We start from the raw sequence: 18,676 nt of genomic DNA, 5'->3' as shown, positions 1-18,676 counted from the left end.
AAACGTGATCGTCAAGCTATCCCGAAGCTTTGGGATCAACATCTTTCCTGCAAAATAGACCCTGAAATAAATTCAGGGTGACGATTTACATAACAAACGCCTTAAACAAAAAAGTCAAGTTCTTTTAAAACTTGACTTTCCTTTTTTATGCTACTTCTTCAGTAATCACTTTCGGTTCTTCAGTTACCTCATCCTTCTCTACCCTTAGGTTGCGGATAATATGCTGCTGCCTATCAGGCGTATTTTTACCCATGTAATATTCAAGCAAACTTTTAATCGTTTGATCTTTCAAAATAACGGGGTCTAACCTGATATCTTTCCCGATAAACAAACCGAATTCATCAGGAGAAATTTCTCCCAAACCTTTAAATCGGGTAATTTCTGGCTTATTTCCTAATTTTTCGATTGCATTTCTGCGTTCTTCATCACTATAGCAGTAAATGGTCTCTTTTTTATTCCGAACCCTGAAAAGCGGCGTTTGCAAAATGTAAACATGGCCTGCTTTTACCAGATCGGGAAAAAACTGAAGAAAGAAAGTCATCATCAACAAACGGATGTGCATACCATCCACATCTGCATCTGTTGCAATTACAATATTGTTGTAATGAAGTCCTTCTAAACCATCTTCGATATTTAAAGCATGTTGTAGCAGGTTAAATTCTTCATTTTCGTAAACCACTTTTTTGGTAAGTTCGTAACAGTTAAGCGGCTTACCTTTTAAACTAAACACCGCCTGACAATCTACATCACGCGATTTTGTGATCGAACCTGATGCCGAATCTCCCTCGGTAATAAACAAGGTAGTCTCATATCGTTTCTCGTGCGTAGTATTAAAATGCACTTTACAATCGCGCAGTTTTTTATTGTGTAAGGATGCTTTTTTCGCCCTATCGTTCGCCAGTTTCTTGATGCCTGCAATATCTTTACGCTCGCGCTCCGATTGCATAATTCTTTTCAACAAGGCATCAGCAACATCCGGATTTTTATGCAGATAATCATCCAATTCTTTTTTAACAAAATCGTTGATAAAAGTAGCTACCGATGGTCCTTCTGGTCCCATATTTTGCGAACCTAGTTTTGTTTTGGTCTGCGATTCGAAAACGGGCTCCTGTACACGCACAGAAATTGCTGCTATAATGGATGAACGAACATCGGCTGCATCAAACTCTTTTTTGAAAAACTCCCGAACGGTTTTCACGACAGCTGCCCTAAAAGCCGCCTGGTGTGTTCCACCCTGTGTGGTGTGCTGTCCGTTTACAAACGAATGGTAGTCTTCGCCGTATTGTTGACCGTGGGTCATCGCAATTTCGATATCCGGTCCAATCATGTGGATAATTGGGTAACGGATTTCTTCTGGCTTATTAAATTTAGAAAGCAGATCGTACAGCCCTCTTTCTGAAAAATATTTCTGATTATTAAAATTTACGGTTAAGCCTGTATTTAAAAACACATAGTTCCAAACCATACTCTCCACAAAATCAGGGATGTAATGGTAATTCCTGAAAATGGTTTCATCTGGGTAAAAAGTAATCGCCGTACCATTGCGTTGAGTGGTATCGATAATTGGCTGTTCATTTACAATTTCTCCCTTAGAAAATTCTACTTTTTTCGTTTTTCCATCACGATACGACTGCACCATAAAACTAGTAGAAAGTGCATTTACAGCCTTAGTACCTACCCCATTTAAACCAACAGATTTCTGGAAAGCATTGCTATCGTATTTACCACCGGTATTGATCTTGCTTACACAATCGATTACCTTGCCGAGTGGAATACCACGACCGTAATCACGTATATTTACCTTTTGTTCGGAAACAGTAATTTCGATGGTTTTTCCGGTACCCATTACAAACTCATCGATAGAGTTATCGACAATTTCTTTTAGCAAAACGTAAATACCGTCATCCTGCGCAGATCCATCGCCAAGTTTACCAATGTACATCCCCGGACGAAGCCTGATGTGCTCTTTCCAATCTAATGAACGGATACTATCGTCGTTATAAATTACTTCTGCCATACTGTATTTATCTGTTCTTCAATGAAAAACCTTGCATTTTTTGGTTTGCAAAGCAATGAAGAATTTGTAGAAATAACCCTGATGATTGAAATAAAAATATTTTCAAATACCTTCTTCAGAATTATTATACAATAATAGATTTATTCTGTGAGGCTCGCAAAAGAAAATTTCCACATGTAAACAATGTATGGCGAGTGGTTCATTAGTCATTGGTTCATTTGCTAACCTGTTTAATTGCCTCTGAGAACTGCCAATTGGTAATTGCCAACTGATTATTGTTCATCGTCTCTTTTTCATCTTACATTCCCCATTCAATCATTCTCTCACCCATCATCAAATTTCCCTATCTTCAACCCAATATTCATAATTCTATTTAATGCAACAAAAGAAGCAACTTTCGCTATTCGATTTATCCATGATTGTGGTGAGTTTGGTTATTGGCATGGGTGTATTCCGTACACCTGTAAACGTAGCAGCTAAGGCACAAATTCCCGAACTGTTTTATTTGGCCTGGTTTATCGGTGGTTTTGTAGCCTTTTGTGGCGCGTTAACTTATGCGGAAATTGGTTCCCGCTTTCCGGTAACAGGAGGATACTATAAAATATTTTCAGCAGCTTATCACCCATCCATTGCCTTTGCCATTAATTGTATCGTGATCATTTCGAGCGCAGCATCGGTAGCGGCAATTTCAATTATTGGTGCAGAATACCTGAGCAAAATTATTTTACCTGTTGATAAACAGAATGAAACCTATCGGGTTGCCATAGCCATTACCACCATTTTGGTATTTTATTTCATTAATCTGTTAGGCTTAAAAGCGAGTTCTAAAACGCAGAATGTGTTAACGGTAATTAAAATCGGAATGATTTTAACACTTATTTGTGCTATATTTTTTGGCGGACAAACACAAACAGTTACCCCAATTTTTAAAACAGCAACGGGTGCTTTACCTACCTGGTCTGATTATGGAAAAGCCTTAGGACTGTGTTTAATTGCCGTTTCTTTTTCTTACGCAGGTTACGCCCAAACCATCAATTTTGGTGGCGAAGTTAAAGAAGCTAAAAAAGTAATTCCACGTTCCATTATTATCGGCTTAACCATCATTGTAATTCTTTATCTGGCCATTAACTATGTGTATGTAAAGGTTATCGGTTTTGAAGAATTAAAATCAGCAGAAAGCATAGCTGCAATATTGGCTTCGAAGATATTTGGTCTTGCCGGATTTAACGCACTTTCCGTAATCATCTTTTTCTCCGTAATGGGTATGTAAATGTAAATCTGCTGAGTAACCCAAGGGCCATGTTTGCCATGGGCGAAGAAGGGGCACTGCCAAAAATATTCAGCAGGATGAACAAAAAAACAGAGGTAATTACCATTAGCTTAACTGTTTTTACATTAATTGCTGTGGTAATTATTTTCTATGCCAAAACCTTCGACAAGATTTTAAACTATACTATTTTCTTAGAAAGCATTAGCATGGCCAGTTCGGCAGCTACGATTTTCATCCTCCGGAAAAGAACGGCAAATCTTGATAAAAAAACCATCTATACTGTTCCTTTATATCCTATATTGCCTATAATTTTTATTGCTGCTTATACTTTCGTGGCCTTTAGCATTTATGCCGATGATCCGAATGCAGCTTTGAACGGGTTATATATTTTTGTTGGCTTTCTGGTAATCTATTTTGCGAGCAGATGGTTTAATAAGAAATAATTTTAATTTGAAAAGCAGTTGCGGTGCTGGTCGGTTTCGATAGTCCCGCCATACGCTACAATCTTTTTGTCATTGTCATCCTGAGCCTGTCGAAGGAGCTAAAAAAAGTATTTCTGCTACTGTCGGGTTTAAGATAGAAAGGCAGACCAATTAACAAACCTGATTGGAATGAACATGAAGCGCAGCGAAATAAAATGGAAAGCAGGGCTGATCTAACCGATTAACACTGAAACCTGCTTTACAAAAAACATAAAACAACCTAAAATAATTAATGAATAAAACACTCTCCTTAAAACAAGAAATTGCTTACGCTGCTGGTATGATTGGATGGAGCACGATGACAAACATTATCATCGTAATGCTTCCCTATTTCTATCTTCCCCCAAGCAACGCTGGCCTGCCACCTTTGGTACCACAACTCGTTTTATTGGGTGCGTTTAATATCCTTTCTATTATTGCTGCTTCAGGAAGGCTGGTAGATGCCATTTACGATCCGTTTATTGCGTCTAAAAGTGATGCATGTACCAATAAAAACGGTCGCAGGATGCCCTTTATGAAATGGGCAATTGTTCCTGCTATGCTTTTTTGCGGACTGGTTTTCTACCCGATCCAAAAAATGGAGAGCCTGCATAATGCCTGGTGGTTAACCATCACACTTTGTTTATTTTTTGTATCGGTTACCACTTATATTATTCCTTATAATGCGCTGCTGGCCGAAGTAACCAATACGCCAAAACAAAAAGTTAAATTATCGAGTTATCAGCAGGTTGGTTTTGTAGTCGGAATCATTTTATCGGCCTGTACCAACAACTTTGCCGATCTGGTTGAGGCTCATTTTCATGTAGCCAACCGCAGCGAAGCCATCCAGACCGCGATATGGGGTTTGTGTATCTTATCCGGACTGGTGATGTTATTGCCAATTTTCTTCATCAATGAAAAGGAATTTTCGGTTGCAAAGCCTACCCATGTGCCTTTATGGCCAGCAATTAAAAGCACCTTTAAAAACAGCAATTTTAAATATTACCTGATATCAGATTTCGCTTTTTATACGGCCCTGAGTATTATTTCAAGCGGTTTATTGTTTTTTTGTACGGTTTTATTGGGTCTACCAGAATCGGAAGGTGGAAAATTTATGGCTGCCATGGTTTTTGCGTCCTTGCTATTTTACCCGTTGGTTAATTTTGGTTCGGCTAAAATCGGCAAAAAACCTTTTGTATTACTTGCATTTGGCGTGTTGTGCTTAATCTTCGTCACCATTTTCTTTTTAGGCAAATTACCATTTGGTCCACATACACAGATTTACATCCTGGTACTATCCGCTTCGTTTCCATTAGCTGCTCTTGGTATTTTACCAACGGCTATTTTGGCCGACATTGCCCAAAGAGATACCTTAAAAACCGGAGAAAACCACGAAGGCATGTTCTTCGCAGTAAAATACCTTTTTGTAAAACTTGGACAAACATTGGGTATCGCTATTTTCGCCATGCTTACCATTTACGGTAAGGACCCCGGCAACGATTTCGGATTACGATTGAACGGAATTGTAGGCTTCGCACTTTGTTTGATTGCCCTATTGTTTTTTAGCAGGTTTAAGGAGGAGAAATAATCCGTCAGTAAAATAACTATAAAAAAAACGCATGGATGGCTGGTGCCTGTCCATGCGTTTTGATTTAAGCAAATTAGAATTAATAACCCGGGCTTTGTTTTAGGGTACCGTTACTTCTATCAATCTGATCTTGCGGTAAAGGGAAATAATCATCTCTGGTTTCGATGGTAATGCCTTTTAAGTAATTGAAGTACCCACCTTCAAAAGAAAAATAACTTTCCAGTGTTTGTTTTGTTACACCCCAGCGTACCAAATCGAAGAAGCGATGACCTTCTAATGCCAACTCTAACCTGCGCTCGAAACGCACCGCATTTCTTGCATAGGTATCATTTGGAAACGAGATGTACTGGCTAACTTTGTAAGCCGCCGCAGGAGTTCCATTTATATCACGAGGGGTAATTTTAGCAGCACGGGCTCTAACTGCATTAACCAATATTAAAGCTCTGCCCAAATCGCCTTTTTCCACGGCGCATTCTGCCGCCATCAGGTAAACATCAGCTAAGCGGATCAGGTTTACGTTTAATCCGGTTACGTTGGAACTTCCTGGAGCTGTTCCGCTCGAAATCTGAGCAGCATCAATGGTATTCTTAACAGCCAGGAAAGGGCCGCCATTGCTGGCGTCGCGAATCCAGGTATCACCAGGCATTAAACCCCAATCGCGATATGGAACGCCACGTCTTCCTATTGTCGATTCAATTCGTGGATCTAAAGGTAAAGTCTTATCTACTGCATAATTTGTTTTATCCGTTCCGGTTAATCCATAATCAGATTTATATGGATTAGTACGATAGCTGCCGTCCAATAGCGGTAAGCCAAGGGCATTTACCTTAAAGGAGTTGGCCAGGTCTATCGTTGGCTGAAAGAAACCGCAACAGTTAATCGGCGCATTACCGTACGGGAAGTTAAGCATATCGCCTACATTACCATTATCGCCGCCTGTGCCATCTGTTCCAACTGAATGTTGAACAGACATAATCGTTTCTGGTCCGTCTTCCTTGGTAATGTCAAAATTATCGCCGTAAGGCATATCAACCAAACTTGGTTTGGCCAAAATTACGGCATTCAACAAATCGTAAGCTTCAGGATATTTCTTTTGATATAAAAGCACCTTTCCAAGATAAGCCTGAGCTGCATATTTATCTACTCTACCTTTTTGATTTTTTGGTTTGGTTGTACTTAAATTGGCTACGGCAAACTGAAGATCATCTACAATATTAGGATAAATGTCTTTATCATTAGGAACAAAAGCACCACTATTCGCCTCAGTAACATAAGGAACCATTTTAAATATGCGAACCAAAAAGAAATAATAATGTCCACGCAACAATCGGGCTTCGCCCTGAATTTCTTTTGCACGGGCATCATCAAATTTGGCCGATCCCGAACCTGACTGTAAGCTAGCAAGGACTTTTAGCGTACGGTTACAGCGTTGAATTCCTTCAAAACATCTGTTCCAAATATTCGATAAATTATCATTTGTACTGGTTGGCGAATGCTGTTCAATGGCATTCATAGGCGGCTGATCTCCTGTGCTACTCCCTTTATGGGCATTATCAGATGCAACCTCGCCAAATAACCATTGGCTTGGTGCTGCACCATAATTACCCCATGTTCCGTCTAAATTCCCATTAAGTAAACTATAGGAACCTATTAAAAGTCCTTCAACCCCCTCTTGGCTCATTAACTGTTCCTCGGTGAGTTCGCCCTGCGGTTGCAATGCTAAAAATTCCTTTTTGCAGGAAAAAGTACTGCAAATTAATAAGGAAAGAAGAATATATTTTATATGTTTCATTTTGATAATTTTTAATTAAAAACCAACATTAATACCGATTAAAAACTGACGTGGTGATGGGTAAACACCCTGATCTACTCCTGGCGCAGAGAAGCCATCTACAATTTGACTTATTTCCGGATCCAATCCTGTATATTTAGTGATGGTAAATACATTGGTTGCACTAACATAAACCCTAATCTTATTGATGCCAGAATTTGGTCCAAAAGCTTTGGCTGTTGGGATGGAGTAGCCGATTTGCAAATTTTTCAGCCTTAAAAAACTTCCGTTTTGAATATAATAACTCGAAGAAGCAAACTCCAGATCAGAGGCCCCGGCATAAGCAGAAGGAATCAGGCTTGATGTATTGGTTGGGCTCCAGGCATCAAGTAATCTAACACTTTTGGCTCCATCAAAGGAAGGGAAATCTGTAAAATAGCGTGTAGCTTCAAATATATCATTTCCTTTTACACCATATAAGAAAGCTGAGATATCAAAATTCTTGTAAGATGCGTTCAAATTTATACCGTAAGTGAAATCAGGATGTGGGCTTCCAATAATGGTCCGATCTTTTGGATCAATAACACCATCACCATTAATATCCTGATAACGTAATCCACCAACCCGGGCACCTGAATAAGAAGGATTATTCTGAATATCAGCAGTACTCTGATAAATTCCTGCGGTTTTATATCCAAAAAATGAACCCAGTGGGGCACCTTCTTGTAAAACGCTGGTTTGTAAGCTCCTATAATTGCCATAAACCTGATTGAGAATACCTGGTGCCAACCTTACGATTTTATTGTTATTTTTGGAGAAATTTGCACCAATATCAAATTTAAAAGGGCCATCAGCGCTTCTTCCATAATGATAAGCGACATTAAATTCGACCCCTTTATTACTCATATCGCCGATATTTACAAAAGGTGAACTTCCCATTCCTACAATGCTTGCTGGCAGCGGTACCGGGTAAAGCATGTCAGTCGTTTTCTTGTTATACCAATCTACTGATCCATCAACAGCCCCACCTAACAAAGTAAAATCAAGACCAATATTTAAAGAATTTACAGCTTCCCATTTTATATCAGGGTTTTGATAGGCATTTTGTCGCACACCAGTTGTAAGACCATTACCGCCACCAAGCGCATAAGCTGAATTAACAATAGAACTTTGAAATCTATTGATATATTGATATCCCGGTATCCGTTGGTTTCCGGTTTGTCCGTATCCAACACGAAGTTTCAAATCGCTAACCCAATTGAGACTTTTCATAAACTCCTCTTCAGATAATCTCCATGCAGCACTTGCTGCCGGAAAATTACCATACTTATTAGCAGAACCGAAGTTAGATGAACCATCCCTACGGATAGTAAAACTGGCGAGATAACGATCATTAAAGGAATAATCAAGCTTTGCAAACACGGAGAATAGCGACCCTATTGCTCCGGTACTGGCATTGCTGATATTTGAAGAACCTGTATTTAAATAATAATAATCCGGATTGCCCAAAAGAAAGAAATCATTTCTTCCTGCAGTTAATTGTCTGGTTCTGGATCTGATTGCCTCTGTACCAATTAATGCATTTAAACTGTGTTTTTCAGCAAATTTTTTGTTATAATTTAAAGTATTAGTCCAGGTCCATTCTGTATTATACCCTTGGATTTCGCTTAAATTATTTGAATTATTGCCTTCAGAGAATTCCAAATTTGGATAACGCATAGATAAGCTATTGTAATTTTCGTAACGTATCCCAAAATTGGTTTTTAATACTAAACCCGGAATAATATCACCCTCACCGAAGATATTTCCAAAAAAGAAGTTGTTTTTATTAACATTATCCTTTGCCCTGAATAGAAATGCGAGTGGGTTCTCTGCATTTCCCAACTGACTACCGCGGCTACCGGCAAAGTTTCCGGCAATGTCATAAACAGGGATAATTGTTGGGATACGGTATGCCCATCCTAAAGCACTTCCCTGATCCTGATAACCGCCTGGAGTATTCGGGTTAACACCAAACCCAACACCTTCAGAGTAACTATATTGTGCATTTTCTCCGAAACGCACCCTTTTATTAAAAGCAGATACCGCAGTATTGGATCTAAAACTATAACGTTTAAAACCTGTGTATTTTATCGTTCCTTTTTGGTTCAAGTATCCGGCACTAATAGAATAGGTTGCATTGTCTGAACCACCCAGTGCACTAATATTATAATTCTGAACTGGTGCAGATTCGGTTATCTCATCAAACCAATTGGTACCTTGCTTATTTGCTTTTGTAATCTGATAAAACAGATTTGGATCACGGCTATAGTTGTACTTAGAAGGATCTGCATCTGCAGCAGTAACATTCTGACCGAGTTTTAAACCTGCCACCAAATATTCAGGTAATACCGGTACTGCGCCCGAACCATAGTTATCTCCAGCAGCAATAGGCTTTCCGGCATTAGTATACCCATTAAATACATATTGTGCATATTGTTGAGGATTCATCATTTGTGGGAAGCTATTTTTTCTTGGCGACTGTGTGCCATAGTAAGAATCGAGCGTAATTTTTGGTAGTCCTGCTGAGCCTTTTTTTGTGGTAATGATAACCACACCATTATTTGCTCTTGAACCATAGATAGAAGCTGAAGAAGCATCTTTCAATACTTGCATGCTTTCGATATCATTTTGGTTAAGCCAGGATAGTTTTCCCTCAAACGGAACCCCATCAATTACATAAAGTGGGTCATTGTTATTAATGGTACTAAAACCCCGGATTCTGATTTGTGGCGTTGAACCAGGAGCCCCGTCATTTACAATTTGTACCCCTGTTGCTTTTCCTTGCAACGCTTCTACAGCACTTGCTGCAGGCTGGGCCTTTAACAGTTCCATACTTACTACAGCCACAGAACCAGTTAAGTCTTTCTTCCGTTGAGAAGAATAACCAGTTACCACAACCTCTGTAAGGTTATTATTGTTGGCTTGTAATACAATTGAAATGTTAGTTTGGGTACCCACTGTTACTTCTTTACTGCTATAGCCAACAAAAGAAATAACCAACACATCAGTAGGTTTTACGCTCAGCGAGAAGGCCCCATTTGCATCAGTAGCGGTACCACCGCTACCATTTTTAATTTTGATCGTGGCGCCAACCACAGGCAGTTTATCATCACTTGCAATAACTTTACCAGTGATTTTTGATTGGGCCATTGCGCCGAGGGCAAATAACATCCCCAAACACAAGAGAAGAAAACTCCTCTTGATACAAGATAGATTTTGTTTCATAGGTTATAAATGATTAGGTGAAATAATGCGTACTCAATACGACTGATGTACTTCTAGGTTAATAAACTTAGCAGTATCAGGTGATCTCTGTCAGTTATGACGAGGTGTTTAAGTGGTTTAGTTTTTTGCTGGATTATGCCAATGCACAAAAAAAGGCAGGCATGCAAGAAAAATGGATTTCTCCTGAAGAGTGGTAGATTTTTTCTCATAAGTAAGTGGTTAGATAGGTTGTTAGGTATTTTTATTAATGATTTACATAATGATATTTTTTTAATTAAATAATGAATTAGTGTACAATATACACTTGATTAAAAATAAATATACATATAAAAATAATAATACTACAAAAAATACATAGACAAACAGACTATAAAACACTAACTAAAAGGATTAAATGCATTAGATCAATAACAGATCTGAGTAATAGATAACGATTTGAAGTTACATTTATCAAAAAATAAATTCTCATACATTTTTTTGTATCTTTGCCGCCGAAGCAGGAATAAGGGCTTGCCATTCTGAATGGCATATTCTCTCCGCAAGTTAGTCCTTCAACAATTGATTGTTCTAGCTTCTTCGATAAATATTACACAGAAACATACATGTTATTCAAAGAATTAAACCTCATTGAGCCAATTTTAAAGGCCCTTGAGACCGAAGGTTATACACAACCGACACCAATACAGGAGCAATCCATCCCAACGATATTAAAAGGTAAAGATTTATTAGGTTGCGCGCAAACCGGTACCGGAAAAACCGCCGCCTTTGCTATCCCGATGTTGCAGTTATTGCACGAAAAACACATCAATACCAAGGCAACCAAAAACATAAAGGCTTTAATTTTAACGCCAACACGCGAGCTTGCCATCCAGATTGAAGAGAGTTTTAAGGCTTACGGCCGTCATTTAAATTTACGCCATTTAGTAATTTTTGGTGGTGTAAATCAACACTCGCAGGTAGAAGCTTTAAGAAAAGGCGTTGACATTTTAGTTGCAACACCAGGCCGTTTATTAGATTTAATGAACCAGGGTTTCATCAGTTTAAATACCATCGAATTGTTCGTATTGGATGAAGCCGACCGCATGCTAGATATGGGCTTTATTCACGATGTGAAAAAAGTAGTGGCTAAATTGCCTGCAAAACGGCAGACTTTATTTTTCTCGGCAACCATGCCAGATGAAATCCAGAAGTTGGCAAATACGATTTTATCTAGTCCGACAAAAGTAGAAGTTACCCCCATTTCTTCTACAGCGGAAACAATTGTTCAATCGGTTTATTTTGTAGACAAGCCTGATAAAAAGAAATTATTGATCCATCTTCTTGAGGATAAAAAGATCGAAACTGCTTTGGTTTTTACCCGTACCAAACATGGTGCAGACCGTATTGTTAAGGATTTGGCACATGCTGGTGTTAAAGCTGCTGCCATTCACGGCAATAAATCACAAAATGCCAGACAAAGGGCATTAACTGATTTTAAAGACAGGAAAATCCGCGTTTTGGTAGCTACCGATATTGCTGCACGTGGTATCGATATTGATCAGTTATCGCACGTTTTCAATTTCGAATTGCCAAATATTCCTGAATCTTATGTACACAGAATTGGCCGTACTGGCCGTGCTGGTGCAAACGGGATTGCCGTTTCTTTCTGTGATGCAGAAGAAAACGAATACTTATTGGATATCCAGAAACTGATTAAAATTACGCTCCCGGTTGTTGATGATCATCCTTATCCATTAAGCTGGGAAAGTATGCTTGCTAAAAACCAGGTTAAACGTAAACCACAAGCCCAATCTAAAGGCGGTGGCGGTGCTAAAAAAGGTGCTGATGGCAATATGAGCGGTAAACCACGCAATGCCAGCAACAACAGAAGATTTGGCGGAAATAGAAAAAGAGGCGAAAGATAGTTCTTGAGGTGAAAGGTTTAAGGTGGGAAGATAAGGGGCTTAATTCATCTTCAACCATGAATATCCAGAATTGATATAATTAGTTCCGTCACCCTGAATTTATTTCAGGGTCTTTATAGCATGAAAGATGCTGAAATAAATTCAGCATGACGATGCACGTAAAAACCCGAGTTGTAAAATACAGCTCGGGTTTTGTTTTTTATACCCATCGGCAGTTGAGGGCGAAAAATAGGTAAAAGTGGTCCGTCATTGCGAGAAGGCTTTTTCAGCCGACGAAGCAATGACAATCGCACGAAAATAAAAAACCGGATTACGAAATGTAATCCGGTTTTTTCTATTTCTGGTTTAAGGCAAAAAAAAGGAATCCCTAAACCTTCGGCCTTCAACCTTACTAAACCACCACATTAATAATCTTTCCTTTAACGAAAATAATCTTTTTAGGTGCTTTACTATCCAAGAATTTCTGGAATTGCTCATCAGCCAATAAAATGCTTTCTACCTCTGGCTGAGCTAAAGTTAAGCTCAAATTCAGGTTCATTTTCATTTTGCCATTGATTGAAACCGGATAGGCAAACTCATCTTCTACCAAATACTCAGGTTTAAATGTCGGGAAAGCCGTATACGATAAAGTTCCGGCTTCATTACCCAACAATACCCAAAGCTCTTCGCAGATATGTGGCGCATAAGGTGAAAGGATAATCACCATATCTTCCAAAATCTGACGGTTTTTGCATTTCAGATCGGTTAACTCGTTTACTGCAATCATGAAACTCGATACAGAAGTATTGAACGAGAAACGCTCTATATCATCCTGCACCTTTTTAATGATTTTATGCAGCGATTTTAATTCGGCTTTTGTAGGAACAGCATCGTTTACATGGAAAGCCCATTCTTCGTTGTGAAACAAGCGCCAGAATTTACGCAAGAACTTAAATACACCTTCAATACCATTCGTATTCCAAGGTTTACTCTGCTCTAACGGACCTAAGAACATCTCGTACATCCGCAAAGTATCAGCACCATAGCGTTCAATCAAATCATCGGGATTAACCACGTTGAATTTTGATTTCGACATTTTCTCGACCTCAACACCACAGATGTATTTCCCGTCTTCAAGAATAAATTCTGCGTTAGCATATTCTTCTCTCCAGGCTTTGAACTTAGCGATATCTAAAGTATCGTTCTCAACAATGTTTACATCAACGTGCAATGCTGAGGTTTTATATTCTTTTCTTAATCCAGCTGATACATAAGTGTTAGTAGGTTTTCCATTCTCATCGTTAATGCGATAAACAAAATTACTTCTACCCTGAATCATGCCCTGGTTAATCAGTTTTTTGAAAGGTTCTTCTTCTTTGGTGTAACCCAAATCTTTCAAAAATTTATTCCAGAAACGGCTGTACAATAAGTGACCGGTTGCATGCTCAGAGCCACCTATGTACAAATCGACATCTTTCCAATATTCAACAGCTTCTTTTGAAGCAAAATCGTTATTGTTATTGGCATCCATATAACGGTACCAGTACCAGCTGCTTCCTGCCCAACCTGGCATGGTGCTCAATTCATAGTGCCCGCCATCTTTTGGCACCCAGTCTTCGGCCCTCGCCAAAGGTGGTTCTCCTGTTTCAGTTGGTAAATATTTATCAATTTCAGGAAGTAACAATGGTAATTCTTCTTCTTTTACCAAATAAGGCAATCCATCTTTAAAGTAAACCGGAATCGGCTCACCCCAATAACGCTGGCGACCAAAAATCGCATCACGTTGGCGGAAGTTTACTTTTGCTTTCCCTACTTTCTCTTCTTCCAACCAGTTATTTAAAAATGGAACAGCTTCTTTATATGTCATTCCGTTTATGAAACCAGAATTAATGTATTTCCCTTCTTTTGTCGGGTCTGCCTGAACATCTATCTCTTTTTGTCCGTCCAAAATCTGGATAATTGGCAAATTAAAATGTGTGGCAAATAACCAATCGCGTTGATCGCCGCTCGGAACGCCCATTACCGCACCAGTTCCGTAACCTGCCAACACATAATCAGCAATCCACAACTGCACACGTTCGCCACTTACAGGATTAATTACATAGGTACCCGTAAAAGCACCAGACACCGTTTTGGTATCGGCCATACGGTCTAACTCTGATTTCTTTTTAGTTAAAGCGATGTAGTTTGCAATGTCCTCTTTTTGTTCAGGAGTAGTTAATTCTGCAACCCACTCATGCTCCGGAGCTAAAACCAGGTAAGAAACTCCAAAAATGGTATCTACTCGTGTAGTAAAAACTTCAATTTGTTTATCGTTTCCTTCAACCTGAAACTTAACTGATGCTCCAACACTTTTACCGATCCAGTTACGTTGCATTTCTTTAATTGGTTCTGGCCAATCGATGGTATCCAAACCCTGCAAAAGTCTATCAGAATAAGCTGTAATCCGCATGCTCCATTGCATCATTTTCTTTTGCTCAACAGGGAAACCGCCACGTTCCGAGAAGCCATCTTTAACTTCATCATTCGCCAAAACGGTTCCTAAAGCCGGGCACCAGTTTACAGTACTCTCGCGAAGATAAGTTAAACGGTATTTCAACAATTCAATCTGTTTCTCTTCATCGGTAAAGGTTGCCCAGTCGCTCGGCATAAATTCTTTAGTATCTTCATCACAAACTGCTTTAACATCAGCTGTACCAGAAGCATTAAATTTTTCGATCAACGTGGTCATATCTTCTGCCCTATCGTTTTCGATATTGTACCATGAATTGAACAACTGCATAAAAATCCACTGTGTCCATTTATAATAAGATGGTTCACTGGTGCGTACTTCTCTGCTCCAATCGAAAGAAAAACCAATTTGGTCTAACTGCCTGCGGTAGGTTGCAATGTTTGCCTCGGTGGTAATGGCAGGGTGCTGACCGGTTTGTATGGCATATTGCTCTGCAGGTAATCCGAACGAATCGTATCCCATTGGATGCAATACATTGAAGCCTTTAAGGCGTTTATATCTTGAAAAAATATCTGATGCAATGTAACCCAGTGGGTGACCAACGTGCAGGCCTGCTCCTGATGGATAAGGAAACATATCTAACACATAATATTTTGGTTTATCAGAATTGCTTTCGGCTTTAAACGTTTGATGATCTGCCCAAAATTTCTGCCACTTTTGTTCTATTTCTTTGAATTGGTAATCCATTGCAAGTTTTAAATTTTTAAAGGGGCGAAAATACGGAAATTAAGGGGCTTAAAAAAGCAGATTAATGATAATATTTTGCCAGCAGAAATGCAGAATTAGAAGAAGTTAAGGGTAAAAACCTACACGTCTTTTGTGCACTTAGATATCATCCGATGCTTTATGCCAAAATAAATGTTTCGCTAAATATTTATCATAATAAACAATTTTAGCTCTATTACCCAACGAGATCGGCACCCTGAATTCATTTCAGGGTCTATCTTGCTTGGAAAGATGCTGAAATGAATTAAGCATGACGGCCCTAAGATTTAACACAAAAAAAAGCGCCATTGATGTTAAAAACCAATGGCGCAGCAAATAATCGGGGGATTAAGATCTTATCTTGATAAAGAATATACTTTAGTAACGTTTGTCTTATCAATTTTAGCAGTAAACTCTAATTTGTTTGCAGTAATACTGTTTATTTTACAATAATTCAATCCATCATTAATATCCATGCTGAACTGATCAGAATAAATGATCACATAAGTTCCGATTGTTCTGTTACCAGATAAACTCAACTCTACCTGATCGTCATTATTTGATTTGTAGTCAACATAATCACTTGTTGTACCATAGGTAACAGTCCCATTAATCTTTTTTGGATCTTTCAATGTTTCTTCAGCAGTATAACCGGAAGTTACAATTTTATTTAACGTCCATCGGCCTAACATCTGGGCTTTTAAAGAAGTATCATCTTTTTTGCAAGAAATAATTGTCGAGGCGATAAGTAAGAATAGGCTCAGAATAGTAATTTGTCTTTTCATAGTTAAATTTAGTTTTAAGATATCCATAATTAACGCCGTTTCAACAAATTTCGTACCGCGTTTTCACAAAAAGTAAATTTAATTAAAGAATTAATACTCAAACTAAAAGCAAAAGCTTTCCGTTAATATTCATTTAGCAATCATTAATTGGTGTTTATCAGGTATAATTTATATTTTCGCAGAAACAAAAATGAAATACATGGAAGAATTCGAAGTAAGTGATGCATCTAAGAAAACCAAAACCGTTTATATCTCCACTATAATCAGTATTGCTTTGGTTTTATTAATGCTGGGACTGCTTGGTTTGGTACTTGTACATGCCAAAAACCTGTCTAACTACGTTAAAGAAAACATCGTTTTAAACATTATTGTTGATGAAGGTGCAAAAGAAGCCGATGTTTTGGCCTTTCAGAAGGAATTAAATGCAAATCCTGCAGTAAAGCAAACTCAATATGTAAATAAAGAGCTTGCCGCAAGAAACTTAACGCAGGATTTAGGTGAGGATTTTGTTAACTTTTTAGGATACAACCCGCTAACATCTACCTTCGACGTGTATTTAAAAGCAGAATATGCGAACAATAAAAGCATCGATGCCTTAAAAGCAAGTATTTCTAAAAACCCTGTTGTTAAAGAAGTGGTTTACCAAAGCTCTTTAATTGATATGGTAAACAAAAATATCAGTACCATTGGCTTAATTATTTTAGCCTTTGCTGCACTCCTATTAATCATATCTATCGCACTGATTAACAACACCATAAGGCTGGCAATCTACTCACAACGCTTTTTAATTAAAAGTATGCAGCTGGTTGGTGCAACGAAAAACTTTATTCGACGTCCTTTCTTATTGTATGCTGCTTTACATGGCTTAATTGCTGCATTTATTGCCATCATAATTTTGTTGGCAACTTTAATTTACGCCCGCAAAGAGGTACCTGAGATCATTATTTTAAATAACTACCAGGAATTTGGCTTCGTATTTATAGGCCTTTTAATTGTGGGTATTTTTATAACAGGCATTAGTACATGGTTTGCAGTAAGCAGATATTTACGTTTAAAATCTTATCATCTTTATAGATAATGGCAGAAAAAAAAACAGGTCCGGTTGTAAAGGACGTTAAAAGCGAATTGGTGTTTACCAAAAAAAACTATCAGTTATTGTTAATCAGCATTGCAATTGTAGCAGTTGGCTTTATATTAATGATGGGTACTACTGGCGATATTTATGATTTCAGAAGGACTTTATTGGCACCGATAGTGGTGTTGGCGGGTTTTGCTTTTGGCATTTATGCTATCCTAAAAAAATAACTTTATCCTAAAGGATTATACTTGAAACGCTTAATTTATTAATTAAGCGTTTTCTTTATTTCTTATCTTTTCTAAACATATGAACTCTTTTGAAGCCATTGTCCTTGCCATTGTTGAAGGACTAACTGAATTTTTACCTGTATCGAGCACCGGACACATGATTATTGCATCATCTTTTATGGGCATTGCATCAGAACCATTTGTAAAACTTTTCACCATTGTGATACAATTGGGTGCAATACTTTCTGTTGTTGTACTCTATTTCAAAAGATTTTTCAAATCAATAAATTTCTACATTAAATTACTGGTTGCATTTATCCCAGCTGCCATATTTGGTTTGTTATTGAGCAAAAAAATCGACGAATTATTAGAAAGCCCAATGGCTGTTGGTATTTCGCTGTTAGTTGGCGGTGTTATCTTATTATTTGTAGACAAGTGGTTTAATAAACCAACTATCCATGAAGAGGAAAAAATAACCTATTTAACTGCTTTAAAAATTGGTTTCTTTCAATGTATTGCTATGTTACCAGGTGTATCGCGCTCGGGAGCCACTATTGTTGGCGGCATGAGTCAGAAATTAAGCAGAAAAGTTGCTGCAGAATTTTCATTTTTTTTGGCTGTACCTACCATGTTTGCCGCAACAGCTAAAAAACTGTACGATTTTTATAAAGAAGGGCACACCATTACCCATGAGCAGACTAACCTTTTAATTATTGGTAATGTTGTTGCTTTTGTAGTGGCACTTTTGGCGATAAAAAATTTTATCGGATACTTAAACAAAAATGGTTTCAAGGTTTTTGGATGGTATAGAATTGCGGCAGGCTTAATTATTATCATTCTTCTATTAAGTGGCCACAACCTACAAATTATATAATCTATGTAAATATTAAATGACTATCTGCTAATTGAACCGCTTTAAAATAGCAGCGATCTGCTTGAACTGTTATTTGAAAAGCAATTGCTGAGCGTATAGGTTAATATAGCCCCGTTATTCACTTTATACCGATAAAGAATCGGTATGCCCACTCCTATCGGGTTTAGCCTGGCGGGGCTTGTTCTGTTATGCCGTTTTACTCTGCACAAGCCTTGATTTTAGCCCTGACAGAAGCGGG

General features: G+C 38.2%; 12 protein-coding genes. 7 read left to right on the top strand and 5 right to left on the bottom strand.

Annotated features, from left to right (window positions below; translation table 11 throughout):
• Nucleotides 1-145: 145 nt before the first annotated feature.
• A complete protein-coding gene (locus J7E57_RS20775) occupies nt 146-2,017 on the bottom strand; it encodes a DNA topoisomerase IV subunit B (protein WP_131032388.1) in 1,872 nt (623 codons plus the stop codon).
• A 376-nt stretch (nt 2,018-2,393) separates the two neighbouring features.
• Between J7E57_RS20775 and J7E57_RS20770 the strand changes: the two genes are divergently transcribed.
• From J7E57_RS20770 to J7E57_RS20760, 3 genes are all read left to right on the top strand, one after another.
• Nucleotides 2,394-3,287, top strand: a complete 894-nt coding sequence (locus J7E57_RS20770; protein ID WP_215125518.1) for an amino acid permease — start codon at nt 2,394-2,396, stop codon at nt 3,285-3,287.
• A 77-nt stretch (nt 3,288-3,364) separates the two neighbouring features.
• Complete coding sequence (locus J7E57_RS27500; protein ID WP_410522692.1) at nt 3,365-3,730, top strand: hypothetical protein; 366 nt, start codon at nt 3,365-3,367, stop codon at nt 3,728-3,730.
• Between the two features lie 271 nt (nt 3,731-4,001).
• Complete coding sequence (locus J7E57_RS20760; protein WP_215125516.1) at nt 4,002-5,336, top strand: MFS transporter; 1,335 nt, start codon at nt 4,002-4,004, stop codon at nt 5,334-5,336.
• Nucleotides 5,337-5,415: 79 nt separating this feature from the next.
• Here the strand turns inward: J7E57_RS20760 and J7E57_RS20755 are convergent, their stop codons facing one another.
• Nucleotides 5,416-7,128 (bottom strand): RagB/SusD family nutrient uptake outer membrane protein, encoded by a 1,713-nt coding sequence (locus J7E57_RS20755; protein WP_215125515.1) that lies wholly within the window; start codon nt 7,126-7,128, stop codon nt 5,416-5,418.
• 15 nt (nt 7,129-7,143) lie between these two features.
• Nucleotides 7,144-10,374 (bottom strand): SusC/RagA family TonB-linked outer membrane protein, encoded by a 3,231-nt coding sequence (locus tag J7E57_RS20750; protein ID WP_215125514.1) that lies wholly within the window; start codon nt 10,372-10,374, stop codon nt 7,144-7,146.
• Between the two features lie 602 nt (nt 10,375-10,976).
• Here J7E57_RS20750 and J7E57_RS20745 point away from each other — a divergent pair.
• Nucleotides 10,977-12,278: a DEAD/DEAH box helicase gene (locus tag J7E57_RS20745; RefSeq protein ID WP_215125513.1), complete on the top strand. Its 1,302-nt coding sequence runs from the start codon at nt 10,977-10,979 to the stop codon at nt 12,276-12,278.
• Nucleotides 12,279-12,669: 391 nt separating this feature from the next.
• Here the strand turns inward: J7E57_RS20745 and leuS are convergent, their stop codons facing one another.
• Together leuS and J7E57_RS20735 are read right to left on the bottom strand one after the other, a co-directional pair.
• Nucleotides 12,670-15,456, bottom strand: coding sequence for a leucine--tRNA ligase (gene leuS / locus J7E57_RS20740; RefSeq protein WP_215125512.1), 2,787 nt, complete (start codon nt 15,454-15,456; stop codon nt 12,670-12,672).
• 374 nt (nt 15,457-15,830) lie between these two features.
• A complete protein-coding gene (locus J7E57_RS20735; protein WP_215125511.1) occupies nt 15,831-16,259 on the bottom strand; it encodes a hypothetical protein in 429 nt (142 codons plus the stop codon).
• A gap of 199 nt (nt 16,260-16,458) precedes the next feature.
• On the opposite strand from J7E57_RS20735, the gene J7E57_RS20730 reads away from it, so the two are divergent.
• The 3 genes from J7E57_RS20730 (at nt 16,459) to J7E57_RS20720 (ending at nt 18,438) form a co-directional block, all read left to right on the top strand.
• Nucleotides 16,459-17,337 (top strand): cell division protein FtsX, encoded by an 879-nt coding sequence (locus tag J7E57_RS20730; protein WP_029275800.1) that lies wholly within the window; start codon nt 16,459-16,461, stop codon nt 17,335-17,337.
• Entirely contained in the window at nt 17,337-17,564 is a 228-nt protein-coding gene (locus J7E57_RS20725) for a DUF3098 domain-containing protein (protein ID WP_029275801.1), read from the top strand. The genes J7E57_RS20730 and J7E57_RS20725 overlap by 1 nt, the downstream gene beginning before the upstream one ends.
• A gap of 79 nt (nt 17,565-17,643) precedes the next feature.
• Entirely contained in the window at nt 17,644-18,438 is a 795-nt protein-coding gene (locus J7E57_RS20720) for an undecaprenyl-diphosphate phosphatase (protein WP_215125510.1), read from the top strand.
• Nucleotides 18,439-18,676 lie beyond the last annotated feature (238 nt).

Origin of the sequence: Pedobacter sp. ISL-64, assembly GCF_018613605.1 — a bacterium.
GTDB lineage: Bacteria > Bacteroidota > Bacteroidia > Sphingobacteriales > Sphingobacteriaceae > Pedobacter.
The sequence above is the reverse complement of the archived record's forward strand: the minus strand, read 5'-3'. Positions and strand labels throughout refer to the sequence as shown.